Source organism: Xanthobacter wiegelii (assembly GCF_043193855.2).
In the GTDB taxonomy this organism is placed as follows: Bacteria; Pseudomonadota; Alphaproteobacteria; order Rhizobiales; family Xanthobacteraceae; genus Xanthobacter; species Xanthobacter flavus_A.
This window is the reverse complement of sequence record NZ_CM195529.1, coordinates 256,198-275,518: the sequence shown is the minus strand read 5'-3', so window position 1 is coordinate 275,518 and position 19,321 is coordinate 256,198. Positions and strand designations below refer to the sequence as shown.

Sequence of the window (19,321 nt, the reverse complement as noted above, 5' to 3'; positions counted from 1 at the left end):
GCTCAGAGCTTCACCGGATAGCCGATCTCCACCGTCCGGGCGCGCGGCAGGCCGAAACGGTCGACCGAGCGCTCGGCATTGCGCGCGAGGAACGCGAAGACGTGGGCGACCACGTCCCTCAGCTTGATGACCTCATCGGGCGGGATGATCCGCTCGTGGCCGATCACATAGATCGCCGCGTCCGGATCGATGCCCCGCGCGCTCAGCGCCGGACCCAGCACCGACGGCACGTCGATCTGCTGCATGTAGCCGAACCGCAGATCGACCCGCACGAACCCCTCGTTGAGGGTGGTCACCTTGACCCTGTCCTCCACCGACACCCGCGGACGGGCGGCGATCCAGACCGAGACGATGACCGCCTTCTCGAACCGGACCTTGAGCAGGTCCGCCATTCGGGAAAGGGCCACGGGCGTCATCGCACCCGCACGAGACAGAAAGATGGCAGTGCGCGGCGCCTCGACATCGTTCACCCGGTCCTTGCGGGCGACGAAATTGTCGAGAGGTTCGGTGAAGCGCACCTGCTGGGCCACCACAGCTTCCAGGCCGCGCCGCCAGCTGACCATCACGAAGATGATGACGGCCGCGATGGAGAGCGGCAGCCAGCCACCGTCGTGGATCTTCGTCATGTTGGCCGAGGCGAAGGCGAGGTCCACCGTCAACAGGCCGGCCGCCATGGCCCACACCGCGAAGGAGGGCCAGCCCCACGCCCGCTTGACCTGGGCGATGAACAGGATGGAGGTCGTCACCATCGCGAACGCCACCGCGATGCCGTAGGCCGAGGCCAGCCGCTCGGAGGCCTCGAAGCCCAGCACCACCGCGATGCAGGCGATCATCAGCAGCCAGTTCAGCCGGCCCACATAGATGTGCTGCTCGTTGTGCTCGGAGGTGTAGCGGATACGCATGGGCGGCAGGTAGCCCAGCTCGATGGCCTGCTTCGCCAGCGAGAACACGCCGGTGATGATCGACTGGGACGCGATCACCGTGGCCGCCGTCGCGAGGAACAAGAGCGGCACGTCGAACATGTCGGGGCAGAGGTCGTAGAAGGGATTGCGGACCGCGCTCGGGTCCACCAGCAGGATCGCGCCCTGCCCGAAATAATTGAGTAGCAGCGCCGGCATGGCCACGAACAGCCAGGCCCGCGCGATGACCGGCCGGCCGAAATGGCCGAGGTCCGCATAGAGCGCCTCGCCGCCCGTCACCGCCAGGAAGCAGGCGCCAAGGATGACGCCGGCGAGCCCGGGATGCTCGACCATCAGCATGATGCCGTGGCGCGGATCGAGGCCGGCGATCACTTGCGGCGCCTGGACGATGCCGTAGACGCCGAGCGCCGCCAGCGATCCGAACCACAGCAGCATCACGGGACCGAAGAAGGAGGCGATGCGCTCGGTGCCGAGCCGCTGGGAGAAAAAGATGGCGAGCAAGACCAGGCAGGTGAGCGCCACCACCCAATGCTCCAGCTCCGGCGAGATGACCTGCAGGCCTTCGATGGCCGAGAGCACGGAGATGGCCGGTGTGAGCACGCCGTCGCCGATGAGCATGGCGGCACCGAGCAGGCCCGCCGCAAGCAGGTACCACCTCAGCCCAATGGCGCTGCGGTGGAGATCGAGCAGCGTGACGAGCGCGAGGATGCCGCCTTCGCCGTCGTTGTCGGCCCGGAGCACGAGGAAGACGTACTTCACCGTCACCGAGAGGATGATGCTCCAGGTGATGAGGGACAGCAGGCCGAGCACGTCGGCGCCGATGAAATTGGTTCCGCCCACGGCCAGGACGCCCTGCTTGAGGGCGTAGAGCGGGCTCGTGCCGATATCGCCGAAGACGACGCCGAGGGCGCCGATCTCCGCAGCGAACGGCAGGGTGCGCGAACGATCGCGGGAAAAGCTGGTGGACATGGAGGGCGGCTGCCTCTCAGCCGGGCGCGAGCGTCAGGGGTGCGCGCGGCGAAACGCAGCCGGAGCACCGGCCAGCGGTAGGATGGGCATCGCAAAGAGATGCATCGCGCAGAAAGGAGTCTCGCGAGAGTCGCACGTAACCGTTCAAGGCCAAGCCCCCGCAACTAGTCCCCTCAACACGCCCCGCTGCAGATCTCCGCCTCGAGCATCCTGAGGCCTGAACCCGCCCCGGTCCTTGCAGGAAGCCTTCGCTCCGGAACGCGGCATGCCCCGGATCGAACGTCCCGACGACACGCCGCATGGCGACCGTGGAACCGCTTCCCGCGCGTCGCGGGCCCCCAACACCTATCTCCGTTCGCAGGTGAACACAATGCGGTGCCGCACGCGGCGTGACCACCCGGCCTCCAACGCAGAACGCCGGCCCGAGGGCCGGCGTTCGCGAGAACCGGGGACCGACGCGGGACGCGGCGATCAGTAGCGGTAATGCTCGGGCTTGAAGGGGCCCTGCTGCGCCACGCCGATATAGGCCGACTGCACGTCCGAGAGCTTGGTGAGCTTCACGCCGATCTTGTCGAGATGCAGCGCCGCCACCTTCTCGTCGAGGGACTTCGGCAGGGTGTAGACCTTCTTCTCGTACTGGCCGGGCTTGGTGAACAGCTCGATCTGCGCCAGCGTCTGGTTGGTGAAGGAGGCCGACATCACGAAGCTGGGATGGCCGGTGGCGTTGCCGAGGTTCACGAGGCGCCCCTCGGAAAGCAGGATGATGCGCTTGCCGTCCGCGAACTCGACCTCGTCCACCTGCGGCTTCACATTGTGCCACTTGAAGTTCTTCAGGCCGGCGACCTGAATCTCGCTGTCGAAGTGGCCGATGTTGCACACGATGGCGCGATCCTTCATGGCGCGCATGTGCTCCACGGTGATCACGTCGAGATTGCCGGTGGCGGTCACGAAGATGTCGGCGCGGGGGGCCGCGTCCTCCATCGTGGTGACCTCATAGCCTTCCATCGCCGCCTGGAGGGCGCAGATGGGATCGATCTCGGAGACCATCACGCGGCAGCCGGCGTTGCGCAGCGAGGCGGCCGAGCCCTTGCCCACGTCGCCGAAGCCCGCGACCATGGCCACCTTGCCGGCCATCATCACGTCGGTACCGCGGCGGATGCCGTCCACCAGCGATTCACGGCAGCCGTAGAGATTGTCGAACTTCGACTTGGTGACGCTGTCGTTGACGTTGATGGCGGGCCACAGGAGCGTGCCCTTCTTCTGCATCTCATACAGGCGATGCACGCCCGTGGTGGTCTCTTCCGTCACGCCCTGGATGGACTTGGCGAGCATGGAATACCAGCCGGGCTTGTGCTTCAGGCGGCGCTTGATGGCGGCGAAGAGGACTTCCTCCTCCTCGTTGGTGGCACCTTCGAGGAAGGCGGTGTCGCCCTCTTCCGCGCGCTTGCCGAGGTGGACGAGCAGGGTGGCGTCGCCGCCGTCGTCCAGGATCATGTTCGGGGCGCCGCCGTCGGCCCACTCGAAGATGCGGTGGGTGTACTCCCAGTATTCCTCCAGCGTCTCGCCCTTGACGGCGAAGACGGGGGTGCCGGCGGCGGCGATGGCGGCCGCGGCGTGGTCCTGGGTCGAGTAGATGTTGCACGAGGCCCAGCGCACGTCGGCACCGAGCGCCTTCAGCGTCTCGATGAGCACGCCGGTCTGGATCGTCATGTGCAGCGAGCCGGCGATGCGCGCGCCCTTGAGCGGCTGGCTCGGGCCGTATTCGGCGCGGGTGGCCATGAGGCCGGGCATTTCGATTTCGGCGATGTCCAGTTCCTTGCGGCCCCAGTCCGCGAGGTTGATGTCCTTCACCACATAATCGTTGCTCATGGATCGCTCCGCTTGAGATCGTCTCGGGCGGCGGGCGTGAAGCCGCCGGTCATGGCGCGCCATTTAGCATGGCACGGGAATGGGGGCAATAAGGATATAAAGAAATGCTTATATGAGGGAGTCGACCCGGACGACGGCGCGACGCTGCGGAATGCTCCCTCGTGCGCCGCAAGTCAGCACGCAGTGAAGGACCAGTCGTCGCGCAAGTCCCCGCCCCTCGCCCGCGTAGGTAAGGTTGGCGACATGCGCGCTTTGATTCCGACAAAAATTGTGATATACGTGACTTTACAGTCGATTGCTTCCACTACCAGCCACATCGCGCCCGCAATGTGTTCGCGCATGTTCTAGGGCGCATTCTCGGGAACAAAGGGGCGAGAATATTGTGCCGGCCGTCTTCATGCGGCGCGGCGACATGGCTGTCTTTGCATCGTCTGGCAGAGCGGGGTAGCGGGCGTTCCGGCCGCAACCCATATCCGCAGCTGAAGGTGCGCGCCGTACCGGGACCGGACCGGCCGGCCGGCGCACCAACAGGTTCGGCCCCGTTTTTCGCGGGCCGGATCAGGAGTGTCAAGAGCATGTCGGCAAAGAAGAACGCGCAGGCCCGTCTCGGCTTCAAGACGGGCGAGCACATTGTTTACCCGTCCCATGGTGTTGGCCGGATCATGGCCATCGAGGAACAGGAAGTCGCCGGTTTCAAGCTCGAACTCTTCGTGATCTCGTTTGAAAAGGACAAGATGACGCTGCGGGTGCCCCTCGCCAAGATCGCCAGCGTCGGCATGCGCAAGCTCTCCGAGACCAACATCGTCGAGAAGTCGCTCGAGACCCTGCAGGGTCGCGCCCGCGTCAAGCGCACCATGTGGAGCCGCCGCGCGCAGGAATACGAAGCCAAGATCAATTCCGGCGACCTCGTCGCCATCTCCGAAGTGGTGCGCGACCTTTACCGGTCCGAGGCCCAGCCCGAGCAGTCCTATTCCGAGCGCCAGCTCTACGAGGCCGCCCTCGATCGCATGGCCCGCGAGCTTTCGGCGGTGCAGAACATCACCGAGACCGAGTCGGTAAAGCTCATCGAGCAGAACCTCCTCAAGGGTCCGCGCCGCGGCGCCGCCAAGGTGGCGGACGAGGCCGACCTCGACCAGGACATGGAAGCCGAAGAGGCCGCCTGAGCGTCCACGACTGCCAGTTTTACACGGCGAGCGACAGGAACCCGGCTTCGGCCGGGTTCTTTTTTCTAAGATGACGCACCCGGCTTCGGCCGGCTTTTTTGTGCGGACGCCCACCCCGGCGCCTGTCCAGATCAAGTTTTCGCGCGGCAGCCTGGGCGGGGTGTACGCCGCCTCCCGGCACGCTATGATGACAGTGCTGAGCAGGCGGGGGCGCCGGCATGGAGACGTCTCATGCTCCCCCAAAGTCCGCTCCCCAAAGCCCGCGATCGGCAACATCCCAAGCAAGATCAAGAAAGCCCCGCCGGGGTCCGGCGCGCCAGCACCTGCGGGCGCGAAGGCCGGGCTGCGTGCGTGGCACCGAGCAAGGAGGTCAAGTTGACGTCAAGACCTAGCAGCGGCGCGATCTGCGTCGGGCTGTGACCCGTGCGGCGCCGCGGGCCCTGCCCACCGGCGCAGCCGAAGCTCCCCGGCTGTCGTCTTCCCCGGACGGCAGCCGGATTCATGTCAGGCCCGAAAGGCCGACCTTCTCCCGGCCCCTCCCCGGCCCCTCCTGGACTCAGCGCAATTCCAGCGCGATCTCCCACACATGCGGCCAGCACTTGCCGGTGACCAGCAGATGGCCGGTGGCCTTGTCGAAGGCGATGCCGTTGAGCACGTAGGGATAGACCAGCTTGGCCGGGTCCGGATTGAGGCCGGACAGGTCGATCCAGCCGAGCATTTTCCCATCCGCCGGATCGATGATGGCGATGAAATGGCTCTGCCAGACGTTGGCGTAGAGCTTGCCGTCCGCATATTCCAGCTCGTTGAGGAAGCCCACCGGCGCCACCGCATCGGATATGAAGATGGTGCGCACCCGCTCGAAGGTGGCGGGATCGCGGAAGACGATGGAGGACGAGCCGTTGCTGGTGATGAGGTGGGTGCCGTCATGGGTCATCCCCCACCCCTGCTCGGTGTAGCGGAAGGCACCGATCCGCTCGAACGTCCTGCGGTCGTAGACGTAGGCGTGGTTGTCCAGATAGGTGAGCTGGTAAATGCGCTCGCCCATCACCGTCACGCCCTCGCCGAAGACGTTGGGGCCCAGCGCCCGCTCCCGCAGCACCCGCCCGGTCGCCAGCTCCCACTCGATCAGCCGCGAGCGGCCGTAGAGGCCGGTCCCCTCATAGATGGTGCCGCCCTCCAGCACGAAGCCCTCCGTGTAGGAGGAGGTGTCGTGCGGATGCACCTTCACCACGCGGTAGCGATAGACGGGGATGGCACTCTGCCCCAGCACGCGCTCGGACGTGAGCTGCACCGGCCCATGGGTGGGCGGCTCGCCGGAGAGCGTCTGCTCGCCCGCCGCATGGGCCCGGCCGGCGGCCAGCGCCGCGAGGCCGAGGCCAGCCATGCCCTTCATCACCGACCGTCGCCCGATTATTTCCCGTGCGATCCCGTCCCTCCCCACCATGGGCGCCGCTCCCGATTGTCTTTATTGGCGGACATGGTCGGCGTGCAGCGCGTCGGGCGTCAAGCTCAAGCCGTCAGACGCCCGCCGCCCCGCCGTCCGCGCGCGGATCGTGGGCCCCTTCCAGCTGGCCGCTCGGGTGGATGACCACGCCACCGGCATGCCCCATGGTGTCGGAGTAATCTTCCGGCAGAACCACGAGTTCGTGCCCAACCGACAGCAAACGATCGACGATATTGCCGTCGAAGCGCGCTTCAAGCTTGAGGTTGGTCTCCTGGTCGCCCCAGGTGCGGCCCAGGAGCCAGCGCGGCCGGGCGATGGCCTCGCCCAGCGGCACGCCGAACAGGGCATGGCGGGTGAAAACCGCCGCCTGCGTCTGCGGCTGGCCCTCCCCGCCCATGGTGCCATAGGCGAGGATGCGCCCATCCGCGAGTTCCGCGAGCGCGGGGTTGAGGGTGTGGAACGGGCGCCGGCCCGGCAGCAGCGGGTTGAGCGACTTCGGGTCCAGCACGAAGCTGGAGCCTCGGTTCTGCATGAGCACGCCGGTGGACGGCAGCACACAGCCCGAGCCGAACTCGAAATAGATCGACTGGATGTAGGATACCGCCAGCCCCGAGGCGTCTGCGGCGCCCATCCAGATGGTGTCGCCCGGCTTCGCCTCGTGCGGCCACGGCAGCGCCCGCTTCATGTCGATCTTCGCCGCCCGCTGCGCCAGCGACTTGGGATCGAGGAAGGAGGCGGGATCGTGCGGCAGGTGTTCGGGATCGCACACCACCTGCTGGCGCACCAGAAACGCGCGCTTGGTAGCCTCCACGAGGCCGTGGATGTGCTCGAAGGTCTCCGCCCGCGCCACCTTGAGCTGGTCGAACAGGCCGAGGATGAGGAGGGAGGCGAGGCCCTGCGTCGGCGGCGGGGCGTTGAACAGACGGGCGCGGCCAATCTTCATCTCCAGCGGCGGCCGCTCGCGGGCGGTATAGCGCTCGAGATCGGCGCGCGTCACCGGGCTGCCGATGCGCTCCAGGTCCGCCGCCATCTCGCGCGCCACGTCGCCCCGGTAGAAGTCCGCGAGGCCGGCGGAAGCGAGGTGGTCCAGCGTATCGGCAAGGCGCGGCTGGCGCTGCAGCGATCCCTCCTCCGGCACTTCTCCGCCCGGCAGGAACACCTCGGCGAAGCCGGGCGCGCTCTCCAGCTCCGCGCGCTTCTCGCGGGTGAGCCGCGTCTGGGAGCGCGTCACCGCCACGCCTTCCCGTGCGAAACGAATGGCCGGCTCCAGCAGCCGGCGCAGGGTCATCCGCCCGCCATGGCTGCGCGCCGCATCGAGCGCCAGAGCCCAGCCGCCCACCGCGCCGGGCACGGTGACGGCGGCGTTCGGGCCGCGGGTGGGGATCGTCTCGAAGCCGAGGTCATGGTAGCGGGCGATGGTGGCGAGGCTGCCCGCGAAACCGCACGCCTCGATGTAGCGCACCCGCCCGGACGGCTCGCGGATGAGCCAGAAGCCGTCGCCGCCCACATGATTCATGTGCGGATACACCACGGCGATGGCCGCCGCCGCCGCGATCATCGCCTCGACGGCGTTGCCGCCTTCCGCCAGCACCTCCTGCCCGGCCGTGGCGGCGAGGTGATGCGGCGCGGCGACGATGCCACGGGCGGCGTGGGTGCTTTCATACTCTTCGGCGGCCAGCATGAGGGTCCTCGGGGCAAAGCGGGAGGGGACCGGGCCGGCCGGACTTGACCCGGCGCCGCGCCCAGCGCAGTTTCCGCCCTATATAGAGCAGCGGCCGGCGAAAGACTCCAGCGTCCGACGCCCGCCGCGCGGTTCGGCGGGAATCGCGCCGAGCGGTACAGGAGACTGGAATGGCGGGTTCGGGTGTGGGCAAGACGGGGGGCGGCAGCCTGTTTACCGTGGTGAGCGCCACGACGCTGGTTGCGACCCAGGCCGTCGCCACCGCCATCGCCGCGGGCTGGGCACTGGCCGGCCTGATGCATCTCGGCGACATCGGCGAATATGCCCTGATGGCCCTGTTCAGCCTCGCCGCCCTGTACATTTCGGTGAAGTACTTCCGCCGCGCCTATGCGGTGGAAATGTCGCTGGGCTGAGCTGCGTCAGGCGGTCCATCGCGTCACCACATCGGCCAGCAACGGTCGCGGACGATCCTCCACCCGTGCCGCCGGCCGGCCGATATGGATGAAGCCGGCCACTTTCTCACTCGCTTCGACCCCGAGCAGCGCGGCCGCGGCGGGATCGCGCCCCGGCCATTTCAGCAGCCACAGCGCGGAAAAGCCCAGCGCCGTCGCCGCCACCACCAGATTCATCGCGGCGGCTCCGGCCGAGAGAATCTGGTTAAGCTCCGGAATTTTCGACGCCGGGTCCGCACGGCTCACGACCACGACGGTGAGCGGTGCCCGCATCAGGTAGTCCCGCCACATGCGCGCCTTGTCCGGTGCAAGGCCGGGGTTCTGCTCCGCATAGAGGGCATCGAGCCGCACGCCGGCCGCCTCCCGCGCCGCCCCCTCGATGACGATGAAGCGCCAGGGCACCAGCCGGCCGTGGTCCGGCACCCGCGCAGCGATGGCAAGCATCCGGTCCAGTTCCTGCGGAGTCGGGCCGGGCGCGAGCAGCGCGCGGAGCGGGAGGGAGCGGCGTGTCTCCAGCAGTTCCAGGGTCTCCGCCGAAACCGGAACATCCGCCAGCGGTGCCGCGTAGGCCGGTGCCGTACCATGGGCGTGCGGGCGCGGCACGGCCTCGCCAAGGGCGGATTCGGATGCGGCGGGTTCGGCCATGCTGGCTTCCTGTGACGGGGGCGCGGGCGGGCTCATGAATAGATGCGCCGCCGCAAAATAGAACGAGGTACAATCAAACTAGAAGTCTTCCCATCGCCCTGCGGCCGGCCCGACCACCGCCTCCGCCGGCGAGGCCCGGCAGGACAGAACGGCCGTTGCGGCGCGGCATCATCATCAAGCAGCGCCGTCGTTCAACATTCATGTACCAAAGCGGGAGAGATGTGTTAGTCTGCATGTTGGTCGGAGCCGTGCGCCCGAGTGCGTGGGCATGTTTTCCGACCTGTCATATAGGCTGCGAGGCGAGACGCGGGTGGCTGGAACAGGCGTTGTGCGAAGGCGGATTTCAAGACGCCCGAAACGTGCAAGTTAAAGTGTGGCACGTAGAAACGCATCATTGTCCAGCAGTGGTGGATGGCCCTAAGCCAAAATTGGCGACTGACCTCAACGGAAATACACATGAGCCGTAACCGAGACTTCCGAGAGCCGCGCCGCCGTGGCTTTGACGACGACTTTGCGCCGCCGCGTGACCGCGGCTTCGGAGGGGACCGTCCTTTTTCCTCGCCCAGCAGCAGCTTCAGCGCCCCCGCCCCTTCCGGCCCGACGATCGACGCCACCGTGAAGTGGTTCAACCCTGAGAAGGGTTTCGGCTTCGTCGAGCTGTCGGACGGCTCGGGCGACGTCTTCCTCCATGCCCGTGCCCTCGAGGCCGCCGGCCAGGAAAGCGTGCCCCCCGGCTCCAAGCTGTCGGTGCGCGTCGGCCAGGGCCAGAAGGGCCGTCAGGTCACTGAAGTGCTCGAAGTCGACACCTCGACCGCGGAGGCCGCCCCGGCCCGCCGCAGCTTCGGCGACCGTCCCGGTGGTGGTGGCTTCGGCGGTGGTGGCGGCGGCTTCGGCGGCGCCCCCCGCGCCGGCGGCGGCCCCCGTGCTGCGACCGGTCCCACCGAGGAGCGCGTGGGCACGGTGAAGTGGTACAACCCCGAGAAGGGCTTCGGCTTCATCGCGGTGGAAGGCGGCGGCAAGGACGTGTTCGTGCACGTCACCGTCATCTCCCGTTCCGGCCTCAGCGACCTCGCCGAGGGCCAGCGCGTTGTGGTGCAGGTGGGTCAGGGCCCCAAGGGTCCGGAAGCTCGCGGCATCGAGCTCGCCGACTGATTTCGCATATTCCTTCGCCGCCGGCCGGCTCGTCCGGGCGGTGGCGAGGCGCGATGCAACCAGCGGTGCCGGGCGAAAGCGCGGCACCGTTTCCATTTCTGCCGCTTCCGCAGGCGCGGCCGCGGACGTTCCCGGAGTTGAACACGAACATGGCGCAACAGGCCGAGGCCAACCTCGCAAGCCTTCTCGATCGCCTCAAGGCGGCGCAGCGCGAGCTGATCCTCACCGCAGCCAGGGGCTCCACCCTCCCCTCCGACGGTATGCTGCGCAAGATTTCCGAGCTGGAAGGCGCCATCGCCGCCACCGAGGCTCTGATGCAGGAAGAAGGCGTCCGGCGCTGATCCGATCGCCTGATCCGCTTGCCTGATCCGATCGCCTTTTCCGCTTCAAGGTGCCCGGCTAACCGCCGGGTGGACCTTCCGCCCCCGAGCCTGTAGCGTGCGCCGCAACATAAGGATTGGGGCGGAAAGGCACGGGTCGGGATGCTGGCGCACAGCACGGGCGCTCCGGGATCGGACGCAGAAACCAGCGCATATGAGCGCCGGCGCCGGGCTTTCCTCTGGATGGTTCCGGAGCGCTACAACATGGCGGTGCACGCCTGCGACGCCATCGCGACGCAGCATCCGAACCGTCCGGCGCTCTTCCTGCCCTCGGGCAACGGCTTCGCGCCCGTCTCCTACGGTGCGCTGGCGCGGCTTTCGAACCGTCTGGCCCATGCGCTCGTCGCCTCCGGCATCAAGCCAGGCGACCGGGTGGCCATTCTCCTCCCCCAGTCGCTGGACGTGCTCGTCACCCATCTCGCCGTCTACAAGATGGGCGCCATCGCGGTGCCGCTCGCCGGCGCGTTCGGCGTGGATGCCATCGCCTATCGCCTGCTGGATTCCGGCGCCCGCGCCCTCGTCACCGACGATGCCGGCCTCGCCAAGCTGCTCGCACGACCCGAAACGCTGGACCTCGTGATCAATGTGGACGGGCCACGGGACGGTGCCGTCGGCTTTTCCGATCTGGTGGAGGCCGCCTCGGACCGCCCGCTTCCCATCGCCTCCGGCCCGGATGATCCGGCGCTGATGATCTATACCTCCGGCACCACGGGACAGCCCAAGGGCGCGCTACACGGCCACCGGGTGCTGCTGGCCCATGTCAGCGGCGTCACCTTCACCCATGACGGCATCGGACAGCCGGGCGACCGCATGTGGACGCCCTCGGACTGGGCCTGGGCCGGCGGCCTCCTGAACACCGTGCTGCCCGCGCTGGCGCTGGGCGTGCCTGTCGTGGCGCAGCCGCGCGGCAAGTTCGATCCCGAAGCCGCATTCGCCTTGATGAATCGCGCCGAGGTGCGCAACGTCTTCATCCCGCCCACCGCGCTGCGCATGATGCGGCAGGTGCGGAACCCGCGCGCAAAGTTCGGATTCGACCTGCGCACGGTGGGCTCGGCCGGTGAGGCGCTCGGGGCGGAGACGTTCGAGTGGGGCCGCGAGGCCCTCGGCGTGCCGGTGAACGAGTTCTACGGCCAGACCGAATGCAATTACGTCATCGGCTCCTCGGCAGCGCTGGGCGTCGCCAAGGCGGGCGCCACCGGCAAGGCGGTGCCGGGCCATGAGGTGGCGGTGCTGGGCGAGGACGGGCGTATTCTGCCGCCGGGCCAGATGGGCCAGATCGCCGTGCGCACGCCCGACCCGGTGATGTTCCTGAATTATTGGAACCGCCCCGAGGCCACCGCGGACAAGGTGAAGGACGGCTGGCTCCTCACCGGCGATCTCGCGACGCGGGACGAGGAGGGCTATTTCCACTTCCTCGGCCGCGACGACGACGTGATCACCTCGGCCGGTTACCGCATTGGCCCGGCGGAGATCGAGGACGTGCTCTTGAAGCACCCCGCCGTCGCCATGGCCGCCGCAGTGGGCAAGAAGGACCCGCTGCGCACGGAGATCGTCAAGGCGGTCATCGTGCCCATGCCCGGTGTGGAGCCGACGCCGGAGCTGGAAGCCGAGATCCGCGACTTCGTGCGCACGCGCCTCGCGTCCTACGAATATCCCCGCGAGATCGCATTCGTGGACGAGCTACCGCTGACCACCACCGGCAAGGTCATCCGCCGCATGCTGCGCGAGTAAAGGCCGTCAGACTTTGTATTGCTTCGCCAGCGCATCGGCGCTGCGGGCGAACAGGGCCGCATCCACGCCCACGGCGGTGAAGACCGAGCCGGCCGCCATGTAACGGCGGGCCAGCGCCTCGTCTCCCACCACCAGCACGCCGCCGCGATTTCCGGCGGCCGTGATGCGCTTGAGCCCGTCCTCGATGGCCTCCACCACCTTCGGGTGGGTGGGCTGGTGCAGGAGGCCCATGGAGGCGGAAAGATCGCCGGGGCCGATGAAGATGCCGTCCACGCCCGGCACGGCGGCGATCTCCTCCACCTTCTCCAGCGCCTCCATGGTCTCCACCTGCACCAGCACGCACATCTCGTCGGCATAGCGGGTGAAGTAATCGCCGATCCGGCCGAAGCGGGTGGCGCGGGAGGCCACCGCATAGCCGCGGATGCCGTCCGGCGGATAGCGCGTCGCCGCCACCGCCGCGCGCGCCTCCTCGGCGTCCTGCACCATGGGGATGAGGAAGCTCTGGGTGCCGATGTCGAGGAAGCGCTTCAGGGTCACCGCATCGTTCCACGGCACCCGAACCACCGGCTGGGTGGCATAGCCCACCATGGACTGGAGCTGGTTGAAGACGTTGGGCAGCTCGTTGGGCGCGTGCTCGGTGTCCAGCACCAGCCAGTCGAAGCCCGCGCCGGCGAGGATCTCCGAGACATAATTGGACGGCACGGCGCACCACAGGCCGATCTGCTGGGTGCCGGCATGGAGCGCGCGCTTGAACGGGTTCTCGGGCAGGTGCATGGGGTTTCCTCGGGGATTCTTATTCGGGCAAAGCCTCACTCCGGCCGCAGCATATCCGGTACCTCCTCGCCCAGCACCATGCCGGCGAGCATCTCGCCCAAAGCCGGGGCGAACTTGAAGAGGTGGCCGCCGGCGAAGAAGTCCACCGCGCCACGCCGCACCACTTCCAGCCGTTCGGATTCCCACGGCGCGCCGTCGTCGGGATGCTCCAGCGAGGTGGAGACGCAGCTCTCGATGGTGAAGCGCGCGGTGTCGAGGCCGGGCAGCGTCTGCGCCGCCAGCGCCAGCGTGTGCTCGATCACCTGGTCGGGATGGCCGCCGCCGCTGCGGTCGGTGTCGCTCGGCTCCAGCCCAACGGCGAACAGGCCGTCATGCAGCGCCGGCAGGCCGTAGGTGTAGAGCACGCCGTGGCGGTGGTCGCTCTTGTCACGGAAGGAGACCATGGGCCGTGCGGCGAGATCGCCGGTCATGGGGAAGAGCAGGCGCTGGTGGACGCTGTAGACCTGCGGCACCTTCACGCCCATGGCGCCGGAGAGCATCGGCGTCTGCATCCCCGCCGCCACCAGCACACGCCGCGCCCGGTAGATGGCGCTGCGGGTGGAAACCAGCACATGCCCGGCGCGCTGGGTGAGGCCCAGCACCGGCGTATGCTCGTGGAGCGCATCGCCCAGCGTCGCGGCAAGCCATTGGATGCTGTCGCGGGCGCGGATGGTGCCGGCCTCTTCTTCCAGGATCACCGGCCGGTCCCACGGGCGGTGCACCGGCAGCAATTCTTCCTGCTCGGCGGGCGAGACGAAGCGGACCTTGAGGTCGAGCCCGGCGAGGCGCTTCAGCTCCGCCTCGGCCTCGGAGACGATGAGGAAGGAGCCGGTGCGCTCGATGAGGGGGCGGCCGGCCTCCTCCTCCCACCGTGCCCAGCCCATGCTCGCCTTCCGCGCGAGCCAGAGCATCTTCGGGTCGTTATAGGCCGCGCGCATGATGCGCGAGCCGCCCGCCGACTGCGCGCCGCCGGCCGCTCCGGCATCGAAGCAGCACACGGAAATGCCAAGGCGCGTCAGCACATGGGCCACCGAAAGCCCGACGATGCCCGCACCGACGATCGCGATCTCGGTGTCCTGGAACGGCGGGCGGGGGGTCGGTGCTGGCATGAGGGCTCCTCGCGATTCGGCACGCGGCCCCTCGTAACATGCTGACCATGGCCACGCTTTACGCGTCGCAGCAGATTTTCGCCCACTCCCCACCTGTGGCCTTCGGTGCTATCCAAGGCGTCCTTTTTGAAAGCGGCGCACGAGACGCCGCGCGCCCGAGGATCTGCCGGCCATGCTCACCACCAATCCCGCCTTCGACCGCATCGGCGAGGAGAATGCCTTCGCCGTTCTGGCCCGCGCCACGGCGCTTCAGGCGGAGGGGCGCTCCATTCTCAACCTCGGCATCGGCCAGCCCGACTTCCAGACGCCCGCCCACATCGTCGAGGCGGCGGTGAAGGCGCTGCGCGATGGCCAGCACGGCTACACGCCCTCGGTGGGCATCCTGCCGCTGCGCGAGGCGGTGGCGGGCGATCTCAACCGCCGCTACGGCGTGGAGGTGGACCCGAACCTCGTGATGATCGTGCCCGGCGGCAAGGTCACCATGTATGCGGCCATCCGCCTGTTCGGCGAGCCCGGCGCGGAAATTCTCTATCCCGATCCCGGCTTTCCCATCTACCGCTCCATGATCGAGCACACCGGCGCGACGCCCATCCCCGTGCCGATCCGCGAGGAGAACGGCTTCGCCTTCTCGGCCGAGGAGACGCTGGCGCTCATCACGCCGAAGACGCGGCTGCTCATCATCAATTCGCCGGCCAACCCCACCGGCGGCGTCACCCCGGCCGCGGAGATCGACAAGCTGGTGAAGGGCCTTGCCGCCCATCCCCATGTCGCGCTCATGTCGGACGAGATCTACGACCGCTTCCTCTTCGACGGAGAAGAGCACCGCACGCTCCTCGCCTATCCGGAGATCCGCGACCGGCTCATTCTGCTCAACGGATGGTCGAAGACCTATGCCATGACCGGCTGGCGCCTCGGCTATTCGATCTGGCCGAAGAGCCTCTACGATCAGGTGCGCAAGCTGGCGGTGAACTGCTGGTCGTGCGTCAACGCCGCGACGCAGTATGCCGGTATCGCCGCCCTCGAAGGTCCACAGGATGCGGTGTTCGCCATGACCGCCGAGTTCGACGCCCGTCGCCGCATCGTCGTGGAGGGGCTGAACGCGCTGCCCGGCGTCACCTGCGCGACGCCCAAGGGCGCCTTCTACGCCTTCCCCAACATCACCGGCACCGGCTGGACCTCGGCCAAGAAGCTCGCTTCCGCGCTGCTGGAGGAGGCGGGCGTCGCGGTGATCGGCGGGCCGGATTTCGGCATCCATGGCGAGGGCTATCTGCGCCTGTCCTACGCCACCTCGCGGGAGAACATCACCGCCGCGCTCGGCCGCATGGGCGATTTCCTCGCCGCCAACCGCAAGGTGGCCTGAGGCGTGGGGATGGCGCGGCGGCGACCAGGGCGGCGGGCGCTTCTCGCCCTTGCCCTCGTGCTGCTGGCCTTTTCTCCCGTGCTGCTGGTGCTGACCCGCCCGCCGCCGAACGGTCCCGCCCCCATGGTGGCGCCAGCATTGCCGGAGCCCGAACCGGCGCCGGGCCATTCCGCCGACACCGACCCGCAGCCCGGAGCCACTTCGCAGCTGACCGCGCCCGCCGTCCGAACCGGCGGCGATGCGGCGATGCCGGAGCGCGCGAAGGTGGTCGTCGCTTGCCCGCGCGAAAAGGTCTCCGGCGGGCAGTACAATCGCTGCCTTTATGATGTCACCCGCACCTCCGAGCAGGCGCTTGAGGCGGAGCTGGCCAACGCCTTCACCGTGATCGAGGCGCGGACCGACCTGCAAGGCACCCAGCGCGCCCGCTGGAAGACGCAGCTCGACGAGGCGCAGTCGCGATTCCTGCTGTTCCGCAATCTCGATTGCCAGGGCGTCGCGCCATTCGAGGGGCCGCGCGGCATCGGCAATTTCGAGCAGCGCTCCCTCTGCCTCATCGCCGCCAACCGTGCCCGCGCCGCCGACCTCAAGGCCCGCTATGGCGCGCCGCAGGCCACCTCCGACGGTGCCAAGGCCGGCCCGGGCGTCTCCGGCCCGAGCGGTCCGGCGCCCCGCGCGGGCACCTGGACCCACGCGGTGCCGCCGCCGATGGAATGAGCCTCGCCCTGTGATAGGGTCCGGCGCCAGGCGCAGGGCGCGATGAACGGAGGCAGCCGTGGCGAAAGTGGTCTGTGTGGGCGAGGTAATGGTGGAACTCGCCCGCGGTTCCGACGGGCGCTTCGGCCTCGCCTTCGGCGGCGACACCTTCAACACGGCGGTCTATCTCGCCCGCGCCGGCGCGGACGTGGCCTATGCCACGGCGCTGGGTGACGACGCCTTCTCCGGCGACATCCTCGCCCTCGGCGCGGCGGAAGGCGTGGACATGAGCCTGGTGCCGCGCGCCAAGGGCAAGGTGCCCGGCCTCTATCTCATCACCACGGACGACGCCGGCGAGCGCAGCTTCCATTACTGGCGCGACACCTCCCCCGCCCGCTCCCTCTTCGAGGCGGATGGCTGGCAGGACGTGGCGGCGGCGCTGGTGGGCGCGGGTGCCGTCTATTACTCCGGCATCACCCTCTCGCTTTATTCCAACCAGGGGCTCGGCCGCTTCCTCGCCGCGCTGGAGATGGCGGGCGGGACCGGTGACAGCCGCAGCGGACCGCCGGCCTGGCGGGTATTCGATGGCAATTTCCGCCCGCGCGGCTGGGGCGGTGATCTCGCCCGCGCCCGCACCGTGTTCGCCGAGGCGCTGAAGCGGTCCTCCATGGCGCTGCCCACCTTCGAGGACGAGGCGGCCCTTTGGGGCGATGCCTCGCCCGCCGCCACCATCGAGCGCATCACCACCTACGGGGTGAGCGAGGTGGTGGTGAAGAACGGGGCCGGCGGCGCGCTGGTCCATGCCGAGGGGCGCACCGTGGAGGTGCCGGTGGAGCGCGCGGTCTCCCCCCTCGACACCACGGGGGCCGGCGACAGCTTCAATGCCGGCTATCTCGCCGCCCGCATCGCCGGCGCGACGCCCGAAGCCGCCGCCCAGGCCGGCCACCGCCTCGCCGCCGAAGTCATCATGCACCGCGGCGCCATCATCCCCCGCGCCACCCAGGAGGGCGCCACGGCGCATTGAGGGGATGGCAAACAGGACCAAGCGCAAGCCGGCAGGGGTCGGCGAAATCCTCGTGGAGGAGTTCATGGAGCCGCTCGGCCTCACCCAGGCGGCGCTGGCCGAGGCGATGGGCGTTCCGAGGAAGCACGTCACGAACTGTGCAACGACCGTCGCTCCGTCACGGCCGCGACGGCGCTCATTCTGGCGCGGGTGTTCGGCAACAGCCCGGATTTCTGGCTGAACGTCCAGCGCCGGACGGATCTCTGGCAGACGCTGAACTCGCCCGAGGAGCGCGCGCGGATCGAGCGGGCGAAGCCATTGGCTCCGGCCGCCTGATCCACGGCACGCGATACCGCCTCAGATCGTCTGGTTGTATTCGCCGATGCCGGGGTGCTGGCGCAGCACGCCGTCGATCTCCTTGAACATCTCCCGCATGCGGGCCTCGGAGACCGGGCTTTCCACCACCACCACCAGCTCGGGCTTGTTGGAGGAGGCGCGCAGCAGGCCCCAGGAGCCGTCCTCGCAGGTGACGCGCACGCCGTTCACCGTCACGAGGTCGCGGATCTTCTGGCCGGTGACGGTGGCACCTTCGGCGGCCAGCTTCTCGTAATGCTCCACCACCTTGGCGACGACCCCGTACTTGACCTCGTCCGCGCAGTGGGGGGACATGGTGGGCGAGGACCACGTCTTGGGCAGTGCCTCGCGCAATTCAGAGAGCTTTTTGCCGGGGTTGCGGTCCAGCATGTCGAGCACGGCGATGGCGGAGACGAGGCCGTCGTCATAGCCGCGGCCCACCGGCTTGTTGAAGAAGTAGTGGCCGGACTTCTCGAAGCCCACCAGCGCGCCGGTCTCGTTCACCCGGCGCTTCATGTAGGAATGGCCGGTCTTCCAATAGTCCGCCTTCACGCCGAGCTTGATCAGCTCTGGGTCGGTGGCGAACAGGCCGGTGGACTTCACGTCCACCACGAAGGTGGAGTTGGGGTAGATCTTGGCGAGGTCGCGGGCAAGCAGCACGCCCACCTTGTCGGCGAAGATCTCCTCGCCGGTGTTGTCCACCACGCCGCAGCGGTCGCCGTCGCCGTCGAAGCCGAGGGCCACATCCGCCTTGTGCTCCAGCACCGCGTCCCGCATGGCATGGAGCATCTCCATGTCCTCGGGATTGGGATTGTACTTGGGGAAGGTGTGGTCCAGCTCGGTATCGAGCGGCACCACCTCGACGCCCAGCGCCTCCAGGATCTTCGGAGCGAAGGCGCCGGCCGTGCCGTTGCCGCAGGCGACCACCGCCTTGATGGGGTGCTTCAGCTTCGGCCGGTCGGTGAGGTCCTTGATGTAGACCTCGGGGAAGTTCTCGACGAACACGTAGGCGCCGCCGCCCTTGAGGTCGAACTTCGCGCCGAGCACGATTTCCTTGAGCCGGGTCATCTCGTCCGGGCCGAAGGTGAGGGGACGGTTGACGCCCATCTTCACGCCGGTCCAGCCATTGTCGTTGTGCGAGGCGGTGACCATCGCCACCGCCGGCACGTCGAGGGCAAACTGGGCGAAATAGGCCATGGGCGACATGGCAAGGCCGATGTCATGCACCTTGATGCCCGCCGCCATGAGGCCGGACACCAGCGCCAGCTTGATGGAGGAGGAATAGGAGCGGAAGTCGTGTCCGGTGACGATCTCCGGCTTCACGCCCATCTCGTGCATCAGCGTGCCGAGGCCCATGCCCAGAGCCTGCACCCCCATCAGGTTGATTTCCTTCTGGAACAACCAGCGGGCGTCATACTCCCGGAAGCCGGTCGGCTTCACCATGGGCTCGGATTCGTAGGCGTAGGTGTTGGGCGTCAGGACCGGCTTCGGCGTCGGGAACATGGGCACCATTCCTTCGCAGCACGTAATTTCGCGGTCGCGAGATAGCACGGATTCGTGACCGAACGAACGGCTGCGCTTGG

Annotated in this window: 16 protein-coding genes and 1 pseudogene; 9 read left to right on the top strand and 8 right to left on the bottom strand. The window is 68.2% G+C overall.

The genetic code is table 11. The features are described 5' to 3' along the window. Positions 1–2 precede the first annotated feature (2 nt). Positions 3–1,889, bottom strand: a complete 1,887-nt coding sequence (locus V5F63_RS01255) for a potassium transporter Kup (protein ID WP_209487360.1) — start codon at positions 1,887–1,889, stop codon at positions 3–5. Between the two features lie 471 nt (positions 1,890–2,360). Continuing rightward, positions 2,361–3,758 carry an adenosylhomocysteinase gene (gene ahcY, locus V5F63_RS01250; protein WP_209487359.1) on the bottom strand — a complete coding sequence of 466 codons (1,398 nt, stop codon included), beginning with the start codon at positions 3,756–3,758 and terminating at the stop codon, positions 2,361–2,363. A 575-nt stretch (positions 3,759–4,333) separates the two neighbouring features. Between ahcY and V5F63_RS01245 the strand changes: the two genes are divergently transcribed. Next, complete coding sequence (locus V5F63_RS01245; RefSeq protein ID WP_209487358.1) at positions 4,334–4,921, top strand: CarD family transcriptional regulator; 588 nt, start codon at positions 4,334–4,336, stop codon at positions 4,919–4,921. A gap of 556 nt (positions 4,922–5,477) precedes the next feature. Here the strand turns inward: V5F63_RS01245 and V5F63_RS01240 are convergent. Both V5F63_RS01240 and V5F63_RS01235 read right to left on the bottom strand, forming a co-directional pair. Beyond that, on the bottom strand, positions 5,478–6,314 hold the full coding sequence (locus V5F63_RS01240) for a glutaminyl-peptide cyclotransferase (protein ID WP_394101334.1): 837 nt from the start codon (positions 6,312–6,314) through the stop codon (positions 5,478–5,480). Between the two features lie 124 nt (positions 6,315–6,438). After that, positions 6,439–8,046, bottom strand: a complete 1,608-nt coding sequence (locus tag V5F63_RS01235) for a gamma-glutamyltransferase family protein (protein WP_394101333.1) — start codon at positions 8,044–8,046, stop codon at positions 6,439–6,441. Between the two features lie 170 nt (positions 8,047–8,216). Here V5F63_RS01235 and V5F63_RS01230 point away from each other — a divergent pair, with 170 nt between their 5' ends. Beyond that, positions 8,217–8,459 (top strand): hypothetical protein, encoded by a 243-nt coding sequence (locus tag V5F63_RS01230; protein ID WP_209487355.1) that lies wholly within the window; start codon positions 8,217–8,219, stop codon positions 8,457–8,459. Between the two features lie 6 nt (positions 8,460–8,465). On the opposite strand, the gene V5F63_RS01225 is transcribed toward V5F63_RS01230, so the two are convergent. After that, on the bottom strand, positions 8,466–9,143 hold the full coding sequence (locus V5F63_RS01225) for a nitroreductase family protein (RefSeq protein ID WP_394101332.1): 678 nt from the start codon (positions 9,141–9,143) through the stop codon (positions 8,466–8,468). 615 nt (positions 9,144–9,758) lie between these two features. Between V5F63_RS01225 and V5F63_RS01220 the strand changes: the two genes are divergently transcribed. From V5F63_RS01220 to V5F63_RS01210, 3 genes are all read left to right on the top strand, one after another. After that, positions 9,759–10,295, top strand: coding sequence for a cold-shock protein (locus V5F63_RS01220; RefSeq protein ID WP_348634296.1), 537 nt, complete (start codon positions 9,759–9,761; stop codon positions 10,293–10,295). Positions 10,296–10,444: 149 nt separating this feature from the next. Then, positions 10,445–10,636 (top strand): hypothetical protein, encoded by a 192-nt coding sequence (locus V5F63_RS01215; protein WP_209487352.1) that lies wholly within the window; start codon positions 10,445–10,447, stop codon positions 10,634–10,636. Between the two features lie 141 nt (positions 10,637–10,777). Next, positions 10,778–12,406 (top strand): AMP-binding protein, encoded by a 1,629-nt coding sequence (locus V5F63_RS01210; protein WP_394101331.1) that lies wholly within the window; start codon positions 10,778–10,780, stop codon positions 12,404–12,406. 6 nt (positions 12,407–12,412) lie between these two features. Here the strand turns inward: V5F63_RS01210 and V5F63_RS01205 are convergent, their stop codons facing one another. Then, positions 12,413–13,180 (bottom strand): aldolase/citrate lyase family protein, encoded by a 768-nt coding sequence (locus V5F63_RS01205; protein WP_394101330.1) that lies wholly within the window; start codon positions 13,178–13,180, stop codon positions 12,413–12,415. 35 nt (positions 13,181–13,215) lie between these two features. Next, the gene (locus tag V5F63_RS01200) at positions 13,216–14,328 is read right to left on the bottom strand and encodes an NAD(P)/FAD-dependent oxidoreductase (RefSeq protein WP_394101329.1); all 1,113 of its coding nucleotides are present in this window, start codon (positions 14,326–14,328) and stop codon (positions 13,216–13,218) included. Between the two features lie 172 nt (positions 14,329–14,500). Here V5F63_RS01200 and V5F63_RS01195 point away from each other — a divergent pair, with 172 nt between their 5' ends. From V5F63_RS01195 to V5F63_RS01180, 4 genes and pseudogenes are all read left to right on the top strand, one after another. Next, positions 14,501–15,688 carry a pyridoxal phosphate-dependent aminotransferase gene (locus V5F63_RS01195; protein ID WP_394101328.1) on the top strand — a complete coding sequence of 396 codons (1,188 nt, stop codon included), beginning with the start codon at positions 14,501–14,503 and terminating at the stop codon, positions 15,686–15,688. A gap of 9 nt (positions 15,689–15,697) precedes the next feature. Continuing rightward, on the top strand, positions 15,698–16,402 hold the full coding sequence (locus V5F63_RS01190; protein ID WP_394101327.1) for a lysozyme inhibitor LprI family protein: 705 nt from the start codon (positions 15,698–15,700) through the stop codon (positions 16,400–16,402). 58 nt (positions 16,403–16,460) lie between these two features. After that, positions 16,461–17,405: a sugar kinase gene (locus V5F63_RS01185; protein WP_394101326.1), complete on the top strand. Its 945-nt coding sequence runs from the start codon at positions 16,461–16,463 to the stop codon at positions 17,403–17,405. Between the two features lie 4 nt (positions 17,406–17,409). Further along, positions 17,410–17,720: pseudogene (locus V5F63_RS01180) on the top strand (HigA family addiction module antitoxin). Between the two features lie 21 nt (positions 17,721–17,741). On the opposite strand, the gene V5F63_RS01175 reads toward V5F63_RS01180, so the two are convergent. After that, positions 17,742–19,241: a phosphomannomutase/phosphoglucomutase gene (locus V5F63_RS01175; RefSeq protein WP_394101325.1), complete on the bottom strand. Its 1,500-nt coding sequence runs from the start codon at positions 19,239–19,241 to the stop codon at positions 17,742–17,744. Between the last annotated feature and the right edge of the window lie 80 nt (positions 19,242–19,321).